17 protein-coding genes (1 of these 17 running past the window's edge) are annotated in these 18894 nt (G+C 39.0%); 12 read left to right on the forward strand and 5 right to left on the reverse strand.

What is annotated here, in order from left to right; translation table 11 throughout:
* Position 1: 1 nt before the first annotated feature.
* Genes GQ61_RS07990 through grxC form a run of 5 tightly spaced genes read left to right on the forward strand, consistent with a single transcriptional unit; the run spans position 2 to position 4792 of the window.
* On the forward strand, positions 2–961 hold the full coding sequence (locus tag GQ61_RS07990) for a site-specific tyrosine recombinase (RefSeq protein WP_232317316.1): 960 nt from the start codon (positions 2–4) through the stop codon (positions 959–961).
* Between the two features lie 32 nt (positions 962–993).
* On the forward strand, positions 994–1947 hold the full coding sequence (locus tag GQ61_RS07995) for an acetyl-CoA carboxylase carboxyltransferase subunit alpha (RefSeq protein ID WP_085784828.1): 954 nt from the start codon (positions 994–996) through the stop codon (positions 1945–1947).
* A 23-nt stretch (positions 1948–1970) separates the two neighbouring features.
* A complete protein-coding gene (gene recJ, locus GQ61_RS08000) occupies positions 1971–3764 on the forward strand; it encodes a single-stranded-DNA-specific exonuclease RecJ (RefSeq protein ID WP_085784829.1) in 1794 nt (597 codons plus the stop codon).
* A complete protein-coding gene (locus tag GQ61_RS08005; protein ID WP_085784830.1) occupies positions 3765–4508 on the forward strand; it encodes a ComF family protein in 744 nt (247 codons plus the stop codon).
* 20 nt (positions 4509–4528) lie between these two features.
* Entirely contained in the window at positions 4529–4792 is a 264-nt protein-coding gene (gene grxC / locus GQ61_RS08010) for a glutaredoxin 3 (protein ID WP_085784831.1), read from the forward strand.
* A 43-nt stretch (positions 4793–4835) separates the two neighbouring features.
* Here the strand turns inward: grxC and GQ61_RS08015 are convergent, their stop codons facing one another.
* Positions 4836–5969, reverse strand: a complete 1134-nt coding sequence (locus GQ61_RS08015; RefSeq protein WP_198157325.1) for a patatin-like phospholipase family protein — start codon at positions 5967–5969, stop codon at positions 4836–4838.
* Positions 5970–6063: 94 nt separating this feature from the next.
* A complete protein-coding gene (gene ubiG, locus GQ61_RS08020; RefSeq protein ID WP_085784833.1) occupies positions 6064–6816 on the reverse strand; it encodes a bifunctional 2-polyprenyl-6-hydroxyphenol methylase/3-demethylubiquinol 3-O-methyltransferase UbiG in 753 nt (250 codons plus the stop codon).
* A gap of 183 nt (positions 6817–6999) precedes the next feature.
* On the opposite strand from ubiG, the gene GQ61_RS08025 reads away from it, so the two are divergent.
* The 7 genes from GQ61_RS08025 (at position 7000) to clpB (ending at position 17202) form a co-directional block, all read left to right on the forward strand.
* Positions 7000–8067: an NAD(P)H-dependent flavin oxidoreductase gene (locus GQ61_RS08025; RefSeq protein WP_085784834.1), complete on the forward strand. Its 1068-nt coding sequence runs from the start codon at positions 7000–7002 to the stop codon at positions 8065–8067.
* Complete coding sequence (ptsP, locus tag GQ61_RS08030) at positions 8033–10312, forward strand: phosphoenolpyruvate--protein phosphotransferase (protein ID WP_085784835.1); 2280 nt, start codon at positions 8033–8035, stop codon at positions 10310–10312. Before GQ61_RS08025 ends, ptsP begins: the two co-directional genes overlap by 35 nt.
* Before the next feature lie 71 nt (positions 10313–10383).
* Positions 10384–11412 carry a helix-turn-helix domain-containing protein gene (locus GQ61_RS08035; RefSeq protein WP_085784836.1) on the forward strand — a complete coding sequence of 343 codons (1029 nt, stop codon included), beginning with the start codon at positions 10384–10386 and terminating at the stop codon, positions 11410–11412.
* A 20-nt stretch (positions 11413–11432) separates the two neighbouring features.
* The gene (gene hisS, locus GQ61_RS08040) at positions 11433–12674 is read left to right on the forward strand and encodes a histidine--tRNA ligase (RefSeq protein ID WP_085784837.1); all 1242 of its coding nucleotides are present in this window, start codon (positions 11433–11435) and stop codon (positions 12672–12674) included.
* 12 nt (positions 12675–12686) lie between these two features.
* Positions 12687–13763 carry a peptide chain release factor 1 gene (prfA, locus tag GQ61_RS08045; RefSeq protein ID WP_085784838.1) on the forward strand — a complete coding sequence of 359 codons (1077 nt, stop codon included), beginning with the start codon at positions 12687–12689 and terminating at the stop codon, positions 13761–13763.
* Positions 13764–13770: 7 nt separating this feature from the next.
* The gene (gene prmC / locus GQ61_RS08050; protein ID WP_085784839.1) at positions 13771–14622 is read left to right on the forward strand and encodes a peptide chain release factor N(5)-glutamine methyltransferase; all 852 of its coding nucleotides are present in this window, start codon (positions 13771–13773) and stop codon (positions 14620–14622) included.
* A gap of 9 nt (positions 14623–14631) precedes the next feature.
* Positions 14632–17202 (forward strand): ATP-dependent chaperone ClpB, encoded by a 2571-nt coding sequence (clpB, locus tag GQ61_RS08055; RefSeq protein ID WP_085784840.1) that lies wholly within the window; start codon positions 14632–14634, stop codon positions 17200–17202.
* Positions 17203–17221: 19 nt separating this feature from the next.
* Here the strand turns inward: clpB and GQ61_RS08060 are convergent, their stop codons facing one another.
* From GQ61_RS08060 to GQ61_RS08070, 3 genes are all read right to left on the reverse strand, one after another.
* Positions 17222–17617: a hypothetical protein gene (locus GQ61_RS08060; protein ID WP_198157326.1), complete on the reverse strand. Its 396-nt coding sequence runs from the start codon at positions 17615–17617 to the stop codon at positions 17222–17224.
* 26 nt (positions 17618–17643) lie between these two features.
* Positions 17644–18210 carry a hypothetical protein gene (locus GQ61_RS08065; RefSeq protein WP_085784842.1) on the reverse strand — a complete coding sequence of 189 codons (567 nt, stop codon included), beginning with the start codon at positions 18208–18210 and terminating at the stop codon, positions 17644–17646.
* A gap of 105 nt (positions 18211–18315) precedes the next feature.
* Positions 18316–18894, reverse strand: partial view of an AAA family ATPase gene (locus GQ61_RS08070; protein ID WP_085784843.1) — the 3' portion only. It continues 501 nt past the right edge of the window; only the last 579 of its 1080 coding nucleotides appear in the window; the start codon falls outside the window, past its right edge; its stop codon occupies positions 18316–18318.

An 18894-nucleotide genomic window follows, 5' to 3' on the forward strand; every position in this document is an offset into this window, starting at 1 on the left:
CTTGTTAATTAGAACCATGGTCGTTGATATTGCAAAAAGAGATGTGGAAGCCTTTCTTGAAATGCTTTTGGCGGAAAAGAACCTAGCCAAAAATACTTTAGAAGCTTATCGACGGGATATCACAGATTTTATTAACTATTTTACATTGCAACGAAAAATTCTTGATGAACTTAATGTCCATGATGTGAGTGACTACCTTGAAAGTCTTCGAAAGAAATCTTTTGCAAATAGTACGATAGCAAGGCGTCTTTCAGGATTAAAACACTATTATCGCTTTTTGCTAAGTGAAGGACGTGTGCTTAAGGATCCTTTTGCTCTTATTGAAACGCCAAAGCAAGAACGCATTTTACCAAGAATTTTAAGTGAAGACGAAATCTCCTCTTTATTGAATGCGGCTCATCGGAAATCCGACGTTGAAGGGGTACGTTTAGCGTGTCTTTTGGAGATTCTCTATGCCTCAGGCTTACGGGTTAGTGAATTAGTTTCTTTACCGTATTCCGTCGTTAGGACAATTAATTTTCAAGAACAAATCTCAAGTATGATTGTGAAGGGCAAGGGTAGTAAAGAGCGTATGGTTCCTCTTTCAAAGGCAGCTCTTGATTCTCTACAAGCCTATTTAAGTGTGAGGAAAAATTTTCTGTCGAGCAAAACTTCTGAAGTTTGGTTGTTTTCTTCGAATAGCAAAGAAGGCCATCTAACACGGCAACGTTTTGGCCAACTTCTTAAGGAAATAGCAGTGAATGCAGGGATTGCACCTTATAAGGTATCTCCTCACGTTGTGCGTCATGCTTTTGCAAGTCACATGTTGCATCATGGAGCAGATTTAATGAGCATTCAAAAGCTTTTAGGTCATTCTGATGTCTCAACCACTGAAATTTATACACATGTTTTGGGGGAAAAACTGAAGAGTGTGGTGTTAACCCATCACCCCTTGTCAAGGGTTCAAAAAGAGCCTAAGTAATTCTTTAATGAGTTTTTAAGAAAGAAATAATTATGGCACATGCACTAGAATTCGAACAACCAATTATTGAGCTTGAGAATAAGCTAGATGAATTGCGACATCTGTCTAATAAACGTGATGTGAATATTACAGAAGAAATTAGTCGTCTTGAGAAAAAGGTTCAAAAGCTTTTAAAAGAAACTTATGAATCTCTTAGCCCCTGGCAAAAAGTCTTGGTTGCTCGTCATGGTGAGCGGCCACAATTTCTGGATTTTGTTGGCGAGTTGATTGAAGATTTTACAGAACTTTCAGGTGATCGCCGTTATGGTGAAGATAAGGCTTTAATTGGGGGGCTTGGGCGTTTTCGGGGATACCCCGTGATGATCATGGGACATCAAAAAGGAAATAATTTAGAGTCACGGTTGCGTCATAACTTTGGGATGCCAAAACCAGAAGGTTATCGTAAAGCTCAACGTTTGATGGATTTGGCTGAAAAATTTTCTCTTCCAATTTTGACTTTTGTGGATACTGCTGGAGCCCATCCTGGCATTGATGCGGAAGAAAGAGGGCAATCTGAAGCGATTGCCTCTTCGATTGAAAGATTATTAGAGATAAAAACCCCAGTTGTTTCTATAGTGACTGGCGAAGGAGGATCTGGAGGGGCTATTGCTATTGCTGTAGCGAACGTGGTTCTGATGATGGAACATGCGGTCTATTCAGTTATTTCTCCCGAAGGATGTGCATCTATTCTATGGCGTACTGCCGAAAAAAAAGAACTAGCTGCAGCTGCACAAAAATTAACAGCCCAAGACTTGCTAAAGCTGGGTGTGATTGATCGCATCGTTACTGAGCCATTGGGAGGTGCTCATCGTTCGGCTAAAGCAGCTATTGCTATGGTTGGAGATGCACTTGAATTATCTCTTAAACAATTATCAAAGCTTTCTGGTGATGAAGCTTTGCAACAAAGACGTCGTAAATTCTTACAAATGGGACAAAAAGAGCTATAGTCTCAATCTTGAAGGAGGATCTAATGACGCGATCCTTAGAAGGATGCGTAGTTAAAAAGTCCGTTATGGGTAATCGTTGGTTGCTGACTGAATCTAATGATATAGCTACTTTGCATTTATCACAACGTTTTGAGCTTCCAGAAATTATCGCACGCATTCTGAATCTTCGTGGGATTCATATTGATCAAGCGGAGAATTTTTTAAACCCCACCTTAAAAGCGTATCTTGCTGATCCTTCTCATCTCAAAGATATGGATAAAGCTGTTGATCGTCTTGTCAAAGCGATTCAAAAAAATGAGATAGTTGCGATTTATGGTGATTATGACGTAGATGGCGCAACTTCATCGGCACTACTGTTAAATTTTTTAAACGGTTTAGGAGTGAAGACCCTATATTATATTCCTGATCGACTAAAGGAGGGATATGGCCCAAACATTGTAGCATTTAAAAATTTACAAGAAAAAGGGGCGCGAGTCATTGTAACGGTGGATTGTGGCACAACTTCTTTTGAAGTTTTGGAGGAAGCAAGTCATTTAGACGTTGATGTAATCATTATTGATCATCATGCGGGAGAACCAAAATTGCCAAAAGCTTACGCTGTTGTCAATCCAAACCGCATGGATGAATCAAGTCCTTTAGGACATATGGCAGCTGTGGGTGTAGCTTTCTTACTGGCAGTGGCTCTTAATCGTTCTTTGAGAGAGAAGGGGCATTATAAGGACATGCAAGAACCTGATCTCTTACAATTTTTGGATTTAGTGGCTTTGGGAACAGTGTGTGATGTCGTTCCCTTAAGGGATTTGAATCGTGCTTTTGTGACTCAAGGTTTAAAAGTTCTTTCAAAAAGAACTAACCTGGGCATTCGAATTTTAAGCGATTTGGTTGGAATTGATGAAACACCAGAAGCTTATCATTTGGGATTCATGATTGGACCTCGTATTAATGCGGGTGGACGTGTTGGTCAATCTGATTTAGGAGTGCGTTTATTAACCACGCAAGATTTGTCAGAAGCACAAGAAATTGCAAAAAAGTTGGATTATTTTAATCGTGAGCGTCAAGAGATTGAACAAACAGTTTTAGAGGAAGCTTTTCAGCAAGCACAGCATCAAGGAAACTCATCAGTTTTAATCGTTTCTGGGATTTGGCATCCTGGTGTTATAGGTATTGTCGCTGGACGTCTTAAAGAACGCTATTATAAACCAACGTTAGTTATCAGCCTTAATGAACAAGGAATTGGCAAAGGATCGGGCCGTTCTATTGACGGAATTGATTTGGGTGCTCTAGTGCATGCAGCCAAACAAAAGGATCTGTTGCTTGAAGGAGGTGGTCATGCCATGGCTGCAGGCTTTTCTATCGAAGAATCACAAATCCCTGCTTTGAGAGATTTTTTTAATGATCGCTTAAAAGATTTACGTGAACATTTAGTACCCATTTTAAAGTGTGATGGACGTTTGGCCCCTCAAGCATTAACCATTGAGTTAGCTGAAACTCTTGAGAGATTAGGGCCATTTGGTCAAGGGAATCCTACACCGCGTTTTGTGATCTCTGACTTATGGATTTCAAAAATCGATATTATGGCAGGAAAACATTTGAGTTGTATATTTAGAGATTTGGCAGGAAATTATTTGCGGGCAGTAGCTTTTCGTGCAGTTGATACTCCCCTTGAAGCTGCGTTAAAAATGAGCCGTGATCAGTCCTTTCAAATCATAGGAACAATCAAAGTGAATCGATGGGGAGGTCGAGTTCAACCTCAATTTCAACTGATAGATATTGCTTTAGTGAACGAAAACACACAGGAATTAGCAGAGGCAGTTTAGATGCTTTTGAAAGCTTTGAAGAGTTCTCCCCGAAGATTTTTTGATCTGATTATTCCGCCTCAATGTCTCCTTTGTTATACTTATCTTTTTGAAGAAGATGGGTTATGTGCTGATTGTTGGAAGAAAATGACTTTTCTCTCATCAGAAGCCATTTGTAAATGTTGTGGATATCCTTTTGATTATACGGTTGGTATTGAAATACTTTGTGGAAAGTGTGCACGGCAAAAACCTTCTTTTCATCAAGCTCGTTCCGTTTTTGTTTATGATGATAACTGTCGTGAATTGATCCTTCGCTTTAAGCATGGAGATGCAGTCTATATGGTTCCAACTTTTACCAATTGGCTTAGTCGAGTATACAAAGAAAGTAAGTGGGAAGCTGATTTGATGATACCTGTACCTCTCCACTGGTCGCGTCTTTTATATAGACATTACAATCAATCTGCTCTTTTGATCCGGAGGCTCAAAAAATCAATTGGATTACCTTATGCCATGAACATTTTAGTTCGTCATCGTCGTACGCCCTCTCAAGGTCAAACACTTACGAATAGATTTCAAAATGTTAAGGGAGCTTTTATGATAAAGAGTAAGCACACTTCGATTGTTGCAGGAAAAAGCATCCTACTGGTGGACGATGTTTATACAAGTGGGGCCACACTGACAACTTGTGCTGATGTTTTGTTAAAAGCTGGTGCAAAAAATATCTTTGCGTTAAGCTTAGCACGGGTTGAAAAACATTTTAAATAGCAGGATGAATGGAGAGCCTTATGAGTAAAAAAGTTGTTGTGTATACTGCAACATATTGTCCGTATTGTGAGCGTGCTAAACAATTGCTTATGCAAAAGCAAATCGCTTTTGATGAAATCGATGTGACAAATGACTTTGAACAACGTGAAGTATTGATGAAAAAATCTGGTGGTCGCAAAACCATTCCCCAAATTTTTATTGGTGATACGCATGTGGGAGGCTGTGACGATCTTTATGCTTTAGAACATTCAGGTTCTTTAGATATTCTTTTGAAAGACGATTAAAAGAGAGGTCTTTTGACCCCTCTTTTTAATTTGAAAGAAAATTTTACAAGCAAGATTTTTCAAAAACTTCAAAGTCAGCAATATCAGGTTTTAGCATTTTAGCGATCCTATGAAGTTGTCTGCGATTCTTTTCGTGAGTCACATGGGCTTTAAAAAGATCATCCATTTTTCTTATGTCGTCATCGGAAGCGCTATCGAGGGCAATTTTGTCTGTGAGTGTGAATTGGCAACGTACATAGTTTCCTTCACCATAAAGATCACAAGCTTCAGCATGGGAGGCATTTGAAGAACCATCCATACAAATGCTGGAAATTGGAGCTGCAATCTTTACCAAACCAATAGTTGGATCATAGGGGAAGCCAATTGATGGATCCCTTCCTGTACCAAAAGATGCCACCATAGCTGTTTCTAACGCTTCAATACCGAAGTGTCTTCTTATTTTTCCAGCTAATACTGAAGTACCATTATTTCTTATTACGCCACCGTCCCAGAGCATTTGCTTTTCGAGTTTTTGTTGCTTAGTCGTAGGAACACAAATTTCAACTTCATCAGCACGTACACCTTCAAAGTAGGTAGGAGCGGCAGCAGAAGCACGAATGCATGGAACAAGTTTTTTATCTTCTTCAGGACTTGCTTTTGCAGCCATTGATGTGAAAATAGCTGGCTTTAAGGTTGTGACATTAAGGCTGATAATCACGAGACCTTTCTCAACCTCTGAAAGTCTTTTGTCTTTGCCAACGACGGAATTCAGTTTATCGACAAGAATAGTGTAATCATAACGTTCATCACGAACACCTTCCATAGATTCAATCTTTTTTGCCCACGAAATTCTGAAAATTTCTTTTCCTTCTTCACGATAGATTTTTTCTAATTGAGAAAGTGGAAGACCTAAAGCAAGACCTGCTGCAAGAATTGATCCAGTTGAAGTGCCACAAAAAACGTCGGCAAATTCTGAGATATTTTGATTATCCAGATAGCTCTCTTGAATGAAATTAAGGGCTAGAATTTCAAGAAGACCACGTTCACCACCTCCATCAAAACATAAAGCGCGTAAAGGATTTTTTTTATAATCTCTTTGGTCAGCGGTCTTTTGTGGTGTTTCTGTTACTGATCCATAAACAATACTGCAATTGATTGAAAATAAAGCTGTAATAACAAATAAAAATCGTAATCGCATGTATATCTCCATGTTGAATAATCATAATTTAATTAAACAGAAGGAGTTTATTTTGGAGGTGTTTCTAATGTATTAAAAAATTACTTTATTATGGTTAACTTAATCGTTGAGCTGTTAAAATATAATTAACATTTAGTTCATTGGAGAACTTCCAAGATTTTTCAATGGGATGGTAGGTGAGACCTTTTAAATCTATAATTTTGCAGTTGTGATTTATAAGAGTTTTGTGAAGCTCAGAGGGTTTAAGAAATCTTTCCCATTGATGTGTTCCTTTGGGAACCATCCTTAGAATATATTCGGCCCCTATAATAGCGAGAAAATAGGACTTCAAAGTTCGATTGAGAGTGCTTATAATCAAGAGTCCTCCAGGTTTTAGTGCTTTTGAGCAAGCATCAACAAAAAACTGAGAATCTGAAACATGCTCAATGATTTCTGAGGCAATAATTACATCGAAAGTCGCAGATTGTTGCTGCACAACTTCTTCAATCGTACTGCAGAGATAGGTAATGGAGAGGTCTTGTTCTTGAGCATGCATACGAGCTACTTCAATATTTTTCTGACCACCATCGATTCCAGTTACCTGTGCTCCCAATCGAGCAAGCGGTTCGCTTAACAAACCGCCACCACACCCAACATCAGCAATTTTTAGGTTTTTAAAAGGCGATAAAGAATCGCTTTGAAGATGTAATTCTTTGATGAGAGTTTCTTTAATATATTTTATGCGGATTGGAACAAAAACGTGGAGAGGTTTATGAATGCCATCAGGACGCCACCAATCATCGGCCATGGCTTCAAATTTGTGAATTTCATTTGGATCAATGGAGGTTTTTTTGTCTTTGTTGCTCATCTTGTTTCCTGAGTAATTTATCGCATACTAACAAAATAAGTATATGGGACAAAGAGGGTTAGTTTCTTGACCTTTGTATTCTTCCTAGGCTATAGGAGGGGGGGCCAAATAAATGCACTTTGTTAGGTTTTTGTTAATATTCTCAAGTCATTTTACGCACTTGAAGATCAAATAAGAGGAAACATGCAAACAGCTTTAGATTATCTCAATACCCTGTGGGGACGTGGGACAACTCTTTTAGGGACAAAATATGCGATTTTAGGTGGAGCAATGACTTGGGTGTCAGAGCGCAACTTAGTATCTGCTATTTCAAATGCTGGAGGGTTTGGGGTAATAGCCTGTGGTGCTATGACACCTGAGCTTCTTGAAAATGAGATTAAAGCGACTAAAATTCTGACGCAAAAGCCCTTCGGTGTGAATTTGATTACAATGCACCCTGATTTATTAGCACTTATTGATGTGTGTGTTAAAACAGGTGTAACTCATGTTGTTCTAGCAGGTGGCGTGCCCACGAAAGAAGCTATTGAATCTCTTAAAAAAGGAGAGATCAAAGTGCTTTGTTTTGCACCAGCTTTGGCACTAGCTAAGCGTTTGATACGTTTGGGCATTGATGGATTAATTATTGAAGGAAACGAAGCGGGTGGCCATATTGGCCCTGTGGCGACAACCGTTCTTGCCCAGGAAATTCTGCCGGAAATTAGAGACATTCCTGTGTTTGTAGCGGGGGGCATAGGTCGAGGAGAAGCAATGTTATCTTATCTTGAGATGGGTGCGTCAGGATGTCAGCTAGGAACACGTTTTGTCTGTGCAACAGAATCGAGAGCTCATCCAAAATTTAAACAAGCCTTTATCAGAGCCGCAGCTCGCGATGCCGTGGCATCAGTGCAAATTGATTCACGATTTCCGGTGATCCCTGTACGTGCTTTGAATAATAAAGGAACTGAACGGTTTCAAGAATATCAAAGAGAACTTATCCGACAAGTGGATGCTGGTGCGTTGCCTTTGAAAGACGCTCAAATGAAAGTAGAGCATTATTGGGCCGGTGCCTTGAGAAGGGCTGTGATAGATGGTGACGTTGATGAAGGCTCATTAATGGCAGGCCAAAGTGTGGGGCTAGTGAATGCAGAAGAGCCAACTGAAAAAATAATTCAAGACTTGATTAATCAAGCATTAAGTATAATAAAAATAAGAACAGAGAAAGAGATTGAACAGGGAAATGAACGCGTTATTAAACTTTCCCTTAGCGACTAATTCTCCTCGCATTTTAAGAAGATTGCGAGAAATTCTGGGGGGCGCAGCCATCACTCCAGAAGAAAAGCTGAATGCTATCGTTAAGATTATCGCTAATGAAATGGCTGTTGATGTCTGTTCTATTTATATCCTTCGAGCGGGTGTTGTTTTAGAATTATTTGCGACTTATGGTCTTAATCCTCAGGCGATACATCAAACACGTCTAAAATTTGGACAAGGGATTGTGGGAGATGTGGCGCAAAATTTTAGACCATTAGTTCTTTCCGACGTGCAGTCGTATCAGAATTTTCATTTTGTTGAAGGTATTGGAGAGGAAAATTTACATTCTTTTGCTGGCGTTCCTATAAGTCGAGGAGGGAATGTATTAGGTGTCTTAGCTATTCAAAGCTATGTAAAGCGTCTTTATTTCAACGAAGAGGTTGAGATTCTCCAGACTATTGCCATGATTCTAGCAGAGATAATTGCTTCGGGAGAAATAATCTCAAAGAATGAAATTTTACCCTCAGAAGGAGTCGAATCCCTTTCGATACATCTAAAAGGAATTTCATTAAATCCTGGTTTAGTCATTGGTCAAGCTGTCTCACATCATCCAGGTGTGATGATTAAACGTTTGATTTCTGACGATGTAGGTGAAGAGCGCAAACGCTTTAACAAAGCAGTGCGAAGAATGCAAGCTTCTTTAAAAAATTTAATTGGCGAGAGTATGTTAATAGCGCTTGGTGAGGAAAAGAGCATTTTAGAAGCCTATCAAATGTTTGCCCAAGACTACGGCTGGTTAAAAAGCATCCGCAAATCGATTGATACAGGCTTAAGCGCTGAAGCAGCAGTGCAACAATTTCAAGCGAATCTTCGTCAAGAGTTGCGCAAATCACCTGATAGCTATTTTAAAGAAAGGCTTTTGGATTTTGAAGATTTAACGAATCGTTTATTGCATCATTTAGTTGGAGATAAGGAATATGGTCATCTTGAGGGACGTCAAGGTATTGTTGTAATCGCGCGTAATTTAGGGCCAGCTGAATTGCTTGAGTACGAAAAATATAATGTGCAAGGGCTTATTTTAGAAGAGGGATTAGATACGGCTCATGTATCGATTATTGCTCGAGCCTTGAATATTCCAGTTGTGAGTCGTGTGTCACGAATATCTTTACGTGTTGAACCTGGTGATCAGGTAATTGTTGATGGTGATAAAGGACAAGTGATCCTGAATCCAAATGATGAGGATGTTGTTGCATTTGAAAAAAACATACAAACTCGGAGACGACGATTTCAGATTATTGAAAAAAATCTTAATATGTCTTCAGTTACAAAGGATGGTCAGAGAATTTCGCTGCATCTTAATGTAGGGTTGCAGGGAGATCTAAAATACATTTCTTATGATGCAATTGATGGGATTGGTCTTTATCGAACGGAAATCCCCTTTATGATGGCTGAAACTTATCCGGATGTGGCGACGCAGACACGTATTTATGGGGATATTTTAGCAGCAGCAAAAGATAAGCCCGTATACTTTCGTACCTTGGATATAGGGGGTGATAAAATTTTGCCTTATTTACGTGAACCTGAAGATGAAAATCCTATGATGGGTTGGCGTGCGATTCGCATTGGATTAGATCGCCCTATTCTTTTGAGACAACAATTAAGGGCACTTATTAAGGCAGCAAGTGGTAAAAACCTTAATGTGATGTTTCCTATGATTGCAGATATCAAAGAACTGATTGAAGCTCGAAAAATTTTAGATCTTGAGTTAAAAAATGCAGAAAAAAATAATTTTCTTCTGCCAGCAAGCCTTCATGTGGGCGTAATGCTCGAAGTGCCTTCATTAGTATGGAGGCTTGACCATCTTTTGTCTGAGGTGGATTTTATTTCTCTTGGATCAAATGATCTTTTTCAATTTTTCTATGCAGCGGATAGAAATAATCATCATCTTATTAATCATTTTGATCCTCTGATGTTGTCATTTGTTGAGTTGCTCCAATATATAATTAAGCGTGTTAAACGTAGTAATAAATCAATTACCGTTTGTGGAGAAATGGCAAGCCAGCCAATTGAAGCTCTTGCGTTGTTGGCACTTGGTTTTCGTTCGTTATCTGTGACGTCATCCTCAATGCCAGCGATCCAAAAAATGATACAGGACATTGAATTAAAGAAAGTTTCTCATTTTGTACAGAATTTGATCAAAATAAAGCGCGAAGATTTCCGCAATAACTTAATTTCCTATGCAATAGACCATAACATAAGTATTTGATGAATAAATTCTTGCTCTTAATCTGATTTTATTGTTAATATTCTAGAATTCATTTAAAAGGGCCCTGAGGCATGAAAAAAAATCTAAAAAAGTCACGTCAACTTGACTTTGAGGAGCAACACAACATCGATGAGGCGAAGCCCTCTAAATCTGCAGTTCATGCTGTTGTCAAAGAAGCTGAGATTGCTCAAGAACCAGAAACTACAGTATCTGTCTCTGCGATTTTGAAGAATGCGCGTCGTAAAAAGGGCGTTAACTTGAGTGAAGTGGCTTCTGATTTAAGGATTTCTCAAAGATATGTTACTGCCTTGGAAGAAGGAGATCGTGCTCATTTACCGGAGCGTGTCTATACTTTGGGTTTTGTGCGTTCTTATGCCAAATATTTAAATCTCGATGAAGAACAAATTCTTAGTCAGTTTAAAGTTGAAGTTTTAGGTGATCCCTTAAAACTTAAATTGGTTTTTCCAAAGCCTGTTGCTGAAGCTAATAGTCCTCGTGATTTAATCATTATTTTTTCTACAGTGGCAGTAATTTTGGGGTTTGGAGGGTGGCTTGCTTACTCTAAATTTAATGGAAACATTACGCAAAATGATGCATCAGAACAGGAAATTCTTGAGAGTGATCCCGTTAACGATGAGAACGTCGCTCAACCCGTTGAAGATAGCGAAGAATCAATAGTTTCAAATGAAACACAAATACCGGAAACGTTAAATCAAGATGAAGCAGAAGCAGATGTTAAAAATACGGCCTCTGCTGACACTGTTACTAAATCTCAAGATGAAACTCCATCCAAAATCATAGAAGCAAAAGATACTCAAACAACGACTCCGGAAATTCCTGCTGTGCAGTTGATTTTTACTGGTGAGTCATGGATTGAAGTCAAAGATAATGAAGGAAAAATTCTGGTTCGTAAGAACTTTAGATTGGGAGAAAGTTATGTATTGCCTCAAAAGCTGGGGCTTAAGCTTTCAACTGGCAATGCTGGAGCTGTGAAGTTAAGTGTTGATGGTAAAGAAGGCACAGTTCTAGGTAAAGTAGGAGAGATAAAGCGTATCTCTCTTGAGCCAGAGACCTTAAAGTCCTATATCAACGCCCATTAGTAAATTATCTGAGGTTACCTGTGTTTCAATCTGTTCGTGGAACTCACGATTTATTGCCTGAAGAATTCCGGCGCCATCAACACATCATAGAAACAGCGCAGAATGTGAGCGCGCTTTATGGTTATGAACCAATCTCTACGCCAATTTTCGAATTTACAAGTGTCTTTCATCGTCTGGGGGAAACCAGTGATGTGGTTAGTAAAGAAACTTATACTTTTGAAGACAGGGGAGGTGAATCTATTACTTTGCGTCCCGAAGGAACAGCGGCTATTGTACGTGCGCTTATTTCTAATGGTCTCACACAACAATTGCCTCTACGTTTTTTCTACCATGGACCAATGTTTCGTTATGATCGTCCTCAAAAGGGTCGTCAGCGTCAATTTCATCAGATTGGTATAGAACTTTTTGGTGTTTCAGAACCTGCTGGTGATGTCGAATCTATTGCTACTGCAGTGCAAATTTTACGAGCGTTGAATATCCTTGATAAGACGAAACTTTATATCAACAGTTTGGGGGATACGGAAAGTCGTTCCCAATATAGGAAAGTTTTAGTTGAATATCTCAAAGATCATGAAAAGGATCTTTCTGTAGAGAGCAAAACGCGTCTTGTTAAAAATCCTTTGAGAATTCTTGACTCTAAAGATCATAATGATAAAAAAATTATTGCTCATGCGCCTGTCTATACACAATATCTAACATCCTATGCTGAAGATTTTTTTGCTCAAGTTCAACAGAATCTTGATAGTCTTGAGATTGCTTACAACATTGACTCTCGGTTAGTTCGTGGCCTTGACTATTATTGTCATACGGCTTTTGTGTTTCGTACGGATGAATTAGGCTCTCAAGGAGAAGTTTTGGGTGGCGGTCGTTATGATGGACTCGTAAAATCTATGAATGGTCCTGAGATACCTGGTATTGGATGGGCTGCAGGTATTGAACGATTAGCTCTTATTTCGCAGTTTGATTTTGAGCAAAAACCAATTGTAGCGATCATTCCTCTTGGTGCTGCAGCAGAAGTGAAAGCGTTTAAGTTAGCACAAGAATTAAGAAATTCTATGGTTTCAGTGGATATGCTCTATACTGGTTCTGTTCAAAAGCGTTTTAAACGTGCCGATAAAATCAAAGCGAGTATTGCGATTATTATTGGAGATGAAGAAATTAAAAACAACTCCGTTACACTGCGTGACCTGAAAAAGGGCGAACAAAAAACCGTACCTCATGAGCAGATGTTCACTGAGCTTAAACAACATTTGCTGTCATAAAAGGGTGTTATAATGAGTTTTGATAAAAAGCTAGACCAAGTCACGGCTCGTTTTTATGAACTGAGAGATTTGCTAGCACAAGGAAGCTTTTCAGATAATCAAGATTATGGTCGACTCTCTAAAGAGTATTCCGATTTAAAAGATGTTTCTGATGCGATAACCGAATTACGCAAAACCCAAAAAGAATTTCAAGATCTAAAAAGCATGTTAGACGATAGTCAGGCTGATCCTGAACTGCGAAAGATTGCAGAATCAGAATATGTTTCTGTAAAAGATAAAATCCCTGATTTGGAAAAAAGAATTAAAATACTTCTCCTCCCTAAGGATAAGGACGATGAACGAAATGCTATTTTAGAAATTCGTGCAGGTACTGGAGGCGAAGAAGCGGCGCTTTTCGCTGCTAATCTTCTTAGGATGTATCAACGCTATGCTGAAATTCATGGTTGGCGATTTGAAATTATGGAGCATAGTGATACTGGCTTAGGCGGTATTAAAGAAGCAAGCGTTACGATTTCTGGACGAGGAGTGTTTTCTCGGTTAAAATTTGAGTCAGGCGTTCATCGTGTGCAACGCGTTCCTGCAACTGAAGCTTCAGGTCGAATTCATACTTCGGCGGCAACAGTCGCTGTACTTCCTGAAGCTGAAGAGGTTGATATTCATATTGAAGAAAAAGATTTACGTATCGACGTATTTCGTTCAAGTGGTCCAGGTGGACAGTCAGTGAATACAACGGATAGTGCTGTGCGTATTACACATATCCCAACGGGTGTTGTGGTGCAGCAGCAAGATGAAAAATCTCAACACAAGAACAAAGCAAAAGCTCTGAAAATTTTAAGAGCACGTCTTTATGATCTTGAACGACAAAAGCAAGAGCTTGCAAGAGCGTCAGCTAGAAAGGGCCAAATTGGTTCCGGAGATCGTTCCGAGCGTATTCGGACCTATAACTATCCTCAGGGCAGAGTCACTGACCATCGAATTGGTTTAACAATTTATAAACTTGCACTTGTTCTTGATGGCAATGCCTTGGATGAATTGATTGAACCATTAATTGCTGAAGACCAGGCTTCAAAATTGTTAGATTTAGATTAAATATCCCATGATTCTACATGAAGCTTTGATAGCCGGTGTAGGCAAATTAATCCAATCTGGAATTATTTCTGCAAGATTGGATGCTAGGTTGTTGCTGGCTCATACTCTTCACTGTGATGTGAGCTATATTGTGCTAAACCCCCATGTGACCTTGAGTATTGAACAAATTAATGAATTCCAACAGTTAATTGATAGGCGCTTTCTTAAAGAACCAATCGCTAAAATCCTAGGTCAGAAGGAATTCTGGAGTCTACCTTTTAAAGTAACGCAAGATACTTTGGATCCAAGGCCGGAAACTGAAATTATTCTTGAAGCTCTTCTGAAGTATCGTCCGGATAAAAATTTTCCTTACACAGTTTTAGACCTAGGAACAGGGAGTGGATGTCTTCTGTTGTCAACTCTACATGAGTATCTTAAGGCTAAAGGCATCGGTGTTGATATTATTCCTCTTGCACTTAAAGTGGCTGAAGAAAATGCGCGTAACTTAAATTTGCATGAAAGATCTGAATTTATATTGAGTGATTGGGGCTTGGGATTAAAGGGGGAATTTGATATTATCGTAAGTAATCCCCCATATATCATGAAAGCAGATATTGCTCGGTTGGATGACGATGTAAAGAACTATGAACCTCATTTGGCTCTTGATGGTGGGGATGATGGTTTGGAGTGTTATAGAGTCTTAGGGGGGAAAGTTAAGAAGCTTTTAAAACCTGATGGAATTGCAATCCTAGAAATTGGTCAAAATCAACATAATGATGTAGAGAAGATTTTTACTTCAGAGGGATTTAAAGTCCTAGAGTGGTGTCAGGATTTAAGTGGTATTCTAAGAACTGGAGTATTTTCAATCAAAGAGAAGTAAGGTGTGACAATGAATTTGGAAAAATATACGGAAAAAACCAAAGATATTTTACAGAAATCTCAAAGCCTTGCTTTACGCAGCTCTCATCAAAGATTAGTTCCTGAGCATCTGCTGCTTACTATAATTCAAGATGAAGACTCTACATGTCGTGATCTTTTGCAAATGATAGGTGTTGACTCATGGGAGTTGCAAAAAGCTTTAGATAAAGCTTTAGAGAAACAACCTAAAGTTGAAGGAAAGGGAGCGGGCCAAATGTATATGGCCCCAGAAGTTGCTAAAGTCCTCGATGTTGCTGAAAAAAAAGCTGAGAAAGTGGGAGATAGCTTTGTAACCGTTGAACGATTGTTACAGGCTCTCTTAGAAACGCCTCAAACTGAAACTGCAAAAATTTTAAAAGAGTTAGGTGGAGTGTCCGCAAAACTTGATGCAGCGATCCAGTCGCTTAGACAAGGAAGAAAAGCTGACTCTCCCACCGCAGAAGAAGGTTATAATGCCTTGAAAAAATATGCTCGAGATATTACGGCTTTAGCAAGAACGGGTAAATTGGATCCTGTTATTGGTCGCGATGAAGAAATAAGACGGACTATTCAAGTATTGGCGCGACGTACAAAAAATAATCCAGTTCTTATAGGTGAACCTGGTGTTGGTAAAACAGCCATTGCAGAAGGGTTAGCTTTAAGAATTGTGAATGACGATGTGCCTGAAGCCATTAAAAATAAGAAACTTCTTTCCCTTGATTTAGGGGCTCTCATTGCTGGAGCCAAGTTTAGAGGTGAATTTGAAGAACGGTTAAAAGCTGTTTTACAAGAAATTAGCCATGCTGCAGGGGAGATAATTCTTTTTATTGATGAACTTCATACTTTGGTAGGAGCGGGTAAGGCTGAAGGAGCTATGGATGCTTCCAACATGTTAAAACCTGCATTGGCTAGAGGTGAGTTACATTGTGTTGGAGCGACTACTTTAAATGAGTATCGTCAGTATATTGAAAAGGACGCAGCATTAGCACGACGCTTTCAGCCTGTTTTCGTATCAGAACCTTCTGTGGCCGAAACCATTTCAATTTTAAGAGGATTGCGAGATAAGTATGAACTTCATCACGGTGTGCGCATTACAGATAGTGCAATCGTATCCGCGGCGACATTATCTGACCGGTATATTTCTGATCGATTTTTACCGGATAAAGCGATCGATTTGATCGATGAAGCGGCAAGTCGCTTACGTATGGAAGTAGATTCCAAACCCGAGGAAATCGATGAACTTGATCGTAAGATTATCCAGTTAAAAATTGAACGTGAAGCTCTGAAAAGAGAAAATGATGCTGAGTCTAAAAAGCGCCTTGTTTCTCTTGAGCAAGAGTTATCAGGCTTAGAAAAAAATTCTGCTGAGTTGACGCAAAAGTGGCAGGCAGAGAAAAGCAAACTGCACGAAACACAAAAATTTAAAGAGCAGTTGGAACAAGCTCGAATAGAACAAGAAATGGCTGAAAGAAAGGGAGATTATGCAAAAGCTGGTGAGTTGCGCTATAGTGTGATCCCAGCCTTAGAAGAAAAAGTTGCCCAGACAAAAGAAGAAACTTCTGAAAATCTATTAAAAGAAGAAGTTACTGAAAATGACATAGCAGCTATTGTGTCACGATGGACTGGAGTTCCCGTTGATAAAATGCTTGAAGGAGAGCGCGAAAAATTACTCCATATGGAAGAGCATTTAAGAGAACGTGTCGTTGGTCAAGAGCTTGCTATTATTGCACTCTCTGAAGCGGTACGTCGGTCTAGAGCAGGACTGCAAGATCCCAATCGGCCCATTGGTTCTTTTTTGTTTTTAGGACCGACAGGAGTTGGAAAAACAGAGTTGTCTAAAGCTCTTGCTGAGTTTTTATTTAACGATGAAACAGCAATGATTCGAATTGATATGTCTGAATATATGGAGAAGCATGCTGTGGCTAGACTTATTGGAGCGCCTCCAGGATACGTTGGTTATGAAGAAGGCGGAGCATTAACGGAAGCAGTGCGCAGGCGACCTTATCAAGTGATTCTCTTTGATGAAGTAGAAAAGGCTCATCCCGACGTTTTTAATATTTTATTGCAAGTTTTGGATGATGGTCGTCTGACAGATGGTCAAGGACGTACAGTAAATTTCACCAATACCGTCATTATTTTGACGTCAAATTTGGGGAGCGATATCTTGGCTAACTTGGACGATGGTCAGCCAGCGAAGGCTGTGCGTGATCAAGTGATGGCAATTGTGAGAGCTTCTTTCCGTCCTGAATTTTTAAATCGCTTGGATGATATCCTCTTATTTAATCGCCTACAATTGAACGATATGAAAACAATTGTCACTATACAATTAAGACGTTTGGAAAAACTTTTAAAAGATCGCGGTATTACCCTTGAAGTGGATGATAAAGCACAAGCGTGGCTTGGAAAGGCTGGCTATGACCCTGTTTACGGAGCGCGTCCTCTTAAGCGTGTTATTCAGAAAAATCTACAAAATGAACTCGCTTCTATGATTTTAGAAGGTAAAATTGAGAAGAGCGTTAAGGTTTCCGTTAAAGGAGATGAGTTGTCAATTAAAGCACTCTAGTTGCCTAACCTTCAAAAGGCTAAGGTTTTCTATGATCTTTAAGTTTTTCAATGACCATAAAAAAACCAGTAACCATTAAATCCTCGGTTGTCCGATGTTTGAGAGAAGAGGAAAAGTTCTTCTTTTTTTCTTCCACAAAGTTTTTGGCTGTTTTAAGAGCAGTTTTAGGCAGTTTTTCAAAGGGTACATGAGGCTCAATAGGACCATAACCAGCGAGCTGTGTGATATAAAACTTGATTTTAATGTTAGGAATTTGAGTTAAACGTTTTTTATAATCTGCCAACAATATGCGGTTGGGATACCCAGATCCTTTCGTCATGAGAGCATACATAAAATCTGGAATTTCATAAAATTTTAGTTCATGAAAATAGGATGAGAACATTTTATGATCTCTTAAATCAACTTTATGAAGCATCTTACCGCCAGGTTTTAAAGCTTGAGTCATTTGTCTAGAGCGAGGATAGGATCATCGAGATGTTCAAACACCGATCTAGAAATGATAAAATCATAATGATTCGAGGTGTTAAAAAAACATTCTGCAGCAGCGTCTTTACCGTAGTATCGATATATTCCTTTAAAAGTCTCTTCATCTTCAAGGTCCCCCCCCGTAAGAATTTTCTTGAGATTAGGATTATTCTTAAAAAGAGCTTGATAAATTTTTTTATGATGATGACCTTTTCTATGACTATAAAATTTATCGGCGAGGTCTATTCTCTGCGCGCCATCTTGGAGCATCAAAAGGGCCACGCCAACGTTATCTCCAGGGCCGACCTCAGCAATGAGTCCCTTAAATTTATTAACCTCTCCATAGCGTTTGTAGTCGTCAAAAACGGATTGAATATAGTTTAAAGAATGTTGAGTGCTAAGGGTTCGATGTGTGGTCCCAGAGTCAGTACCAATGATGCCTAAAGCTGTTTTAATATTAATTTTGCAATTGATATAACAGTAACCAAGACAGCTCAGTAGAAAGTTCTTCTTGACGATATTTTTAATGGAAGTAGTGATCATTTTTCTCTCTTAAGCCAATGGAAATTTTATGAGAGTCTATTATCAGGTAAAGGGATATTTATTCAAGCAGATATCCCTTATTTTTTCTATTTCTATGAAACTCTTTTATAAAAAAGAATGAGGTGGTTTTTGTTTGAAAGAGGGAATTTTCTTCGTAAGATGGCTGGTGAACCAAGCAGGCATTTCTTGAGGGTAATCTCCCTTAATAATTTTTTCAGCAAGATCGGGCCGAATTTCTGCCAATTTTTCTAAAGCGTCAGCGGAATTACTCAGAATTTTTGTCTGATCTTCCGTTAAATCTTCAGCATTAATAGGCAAATAGGTCTTTAAAATATTTTTGATGCTGGCAATTAAAAAATTCAAATACATATCTTTGTGTTCCACTTCTTGCCAGGTTATTCGCTCTTCAAAAAGCGCTTGAACACTGCATTCTTCTAAGCGGTCCTTGGCAAATTCTATAAAGGTTATAGCATGCTCTGGGCTGAGCGTTCCAAAACAAAGGATTCTAAAATCATCAAAAGCTCCTCTGAAGTGAAAGTTACTGAAAGCATCGCTGAGGATGTTCCAGGTGCGGGGAGTTGAAAAAGGTTGCTGATTATTATTGGGCAGCGAATGAAGATGGGTTGGATTTTTAGTTAAATATTCAATAATTAAAGGATGTAAGGAGTGATTTTTTGCCCAATT

Source organism: Candidatus Nucleicultrix amoebiphila FS5 (assembly GCF_002117145.1).
GTDB lineage: Bacteria > Pseudomonadota > Alphaproteobacteria > Caedimonadales > Nucleicultricaceae > Nucleicultrix > Nucleicultrix amoebiphila.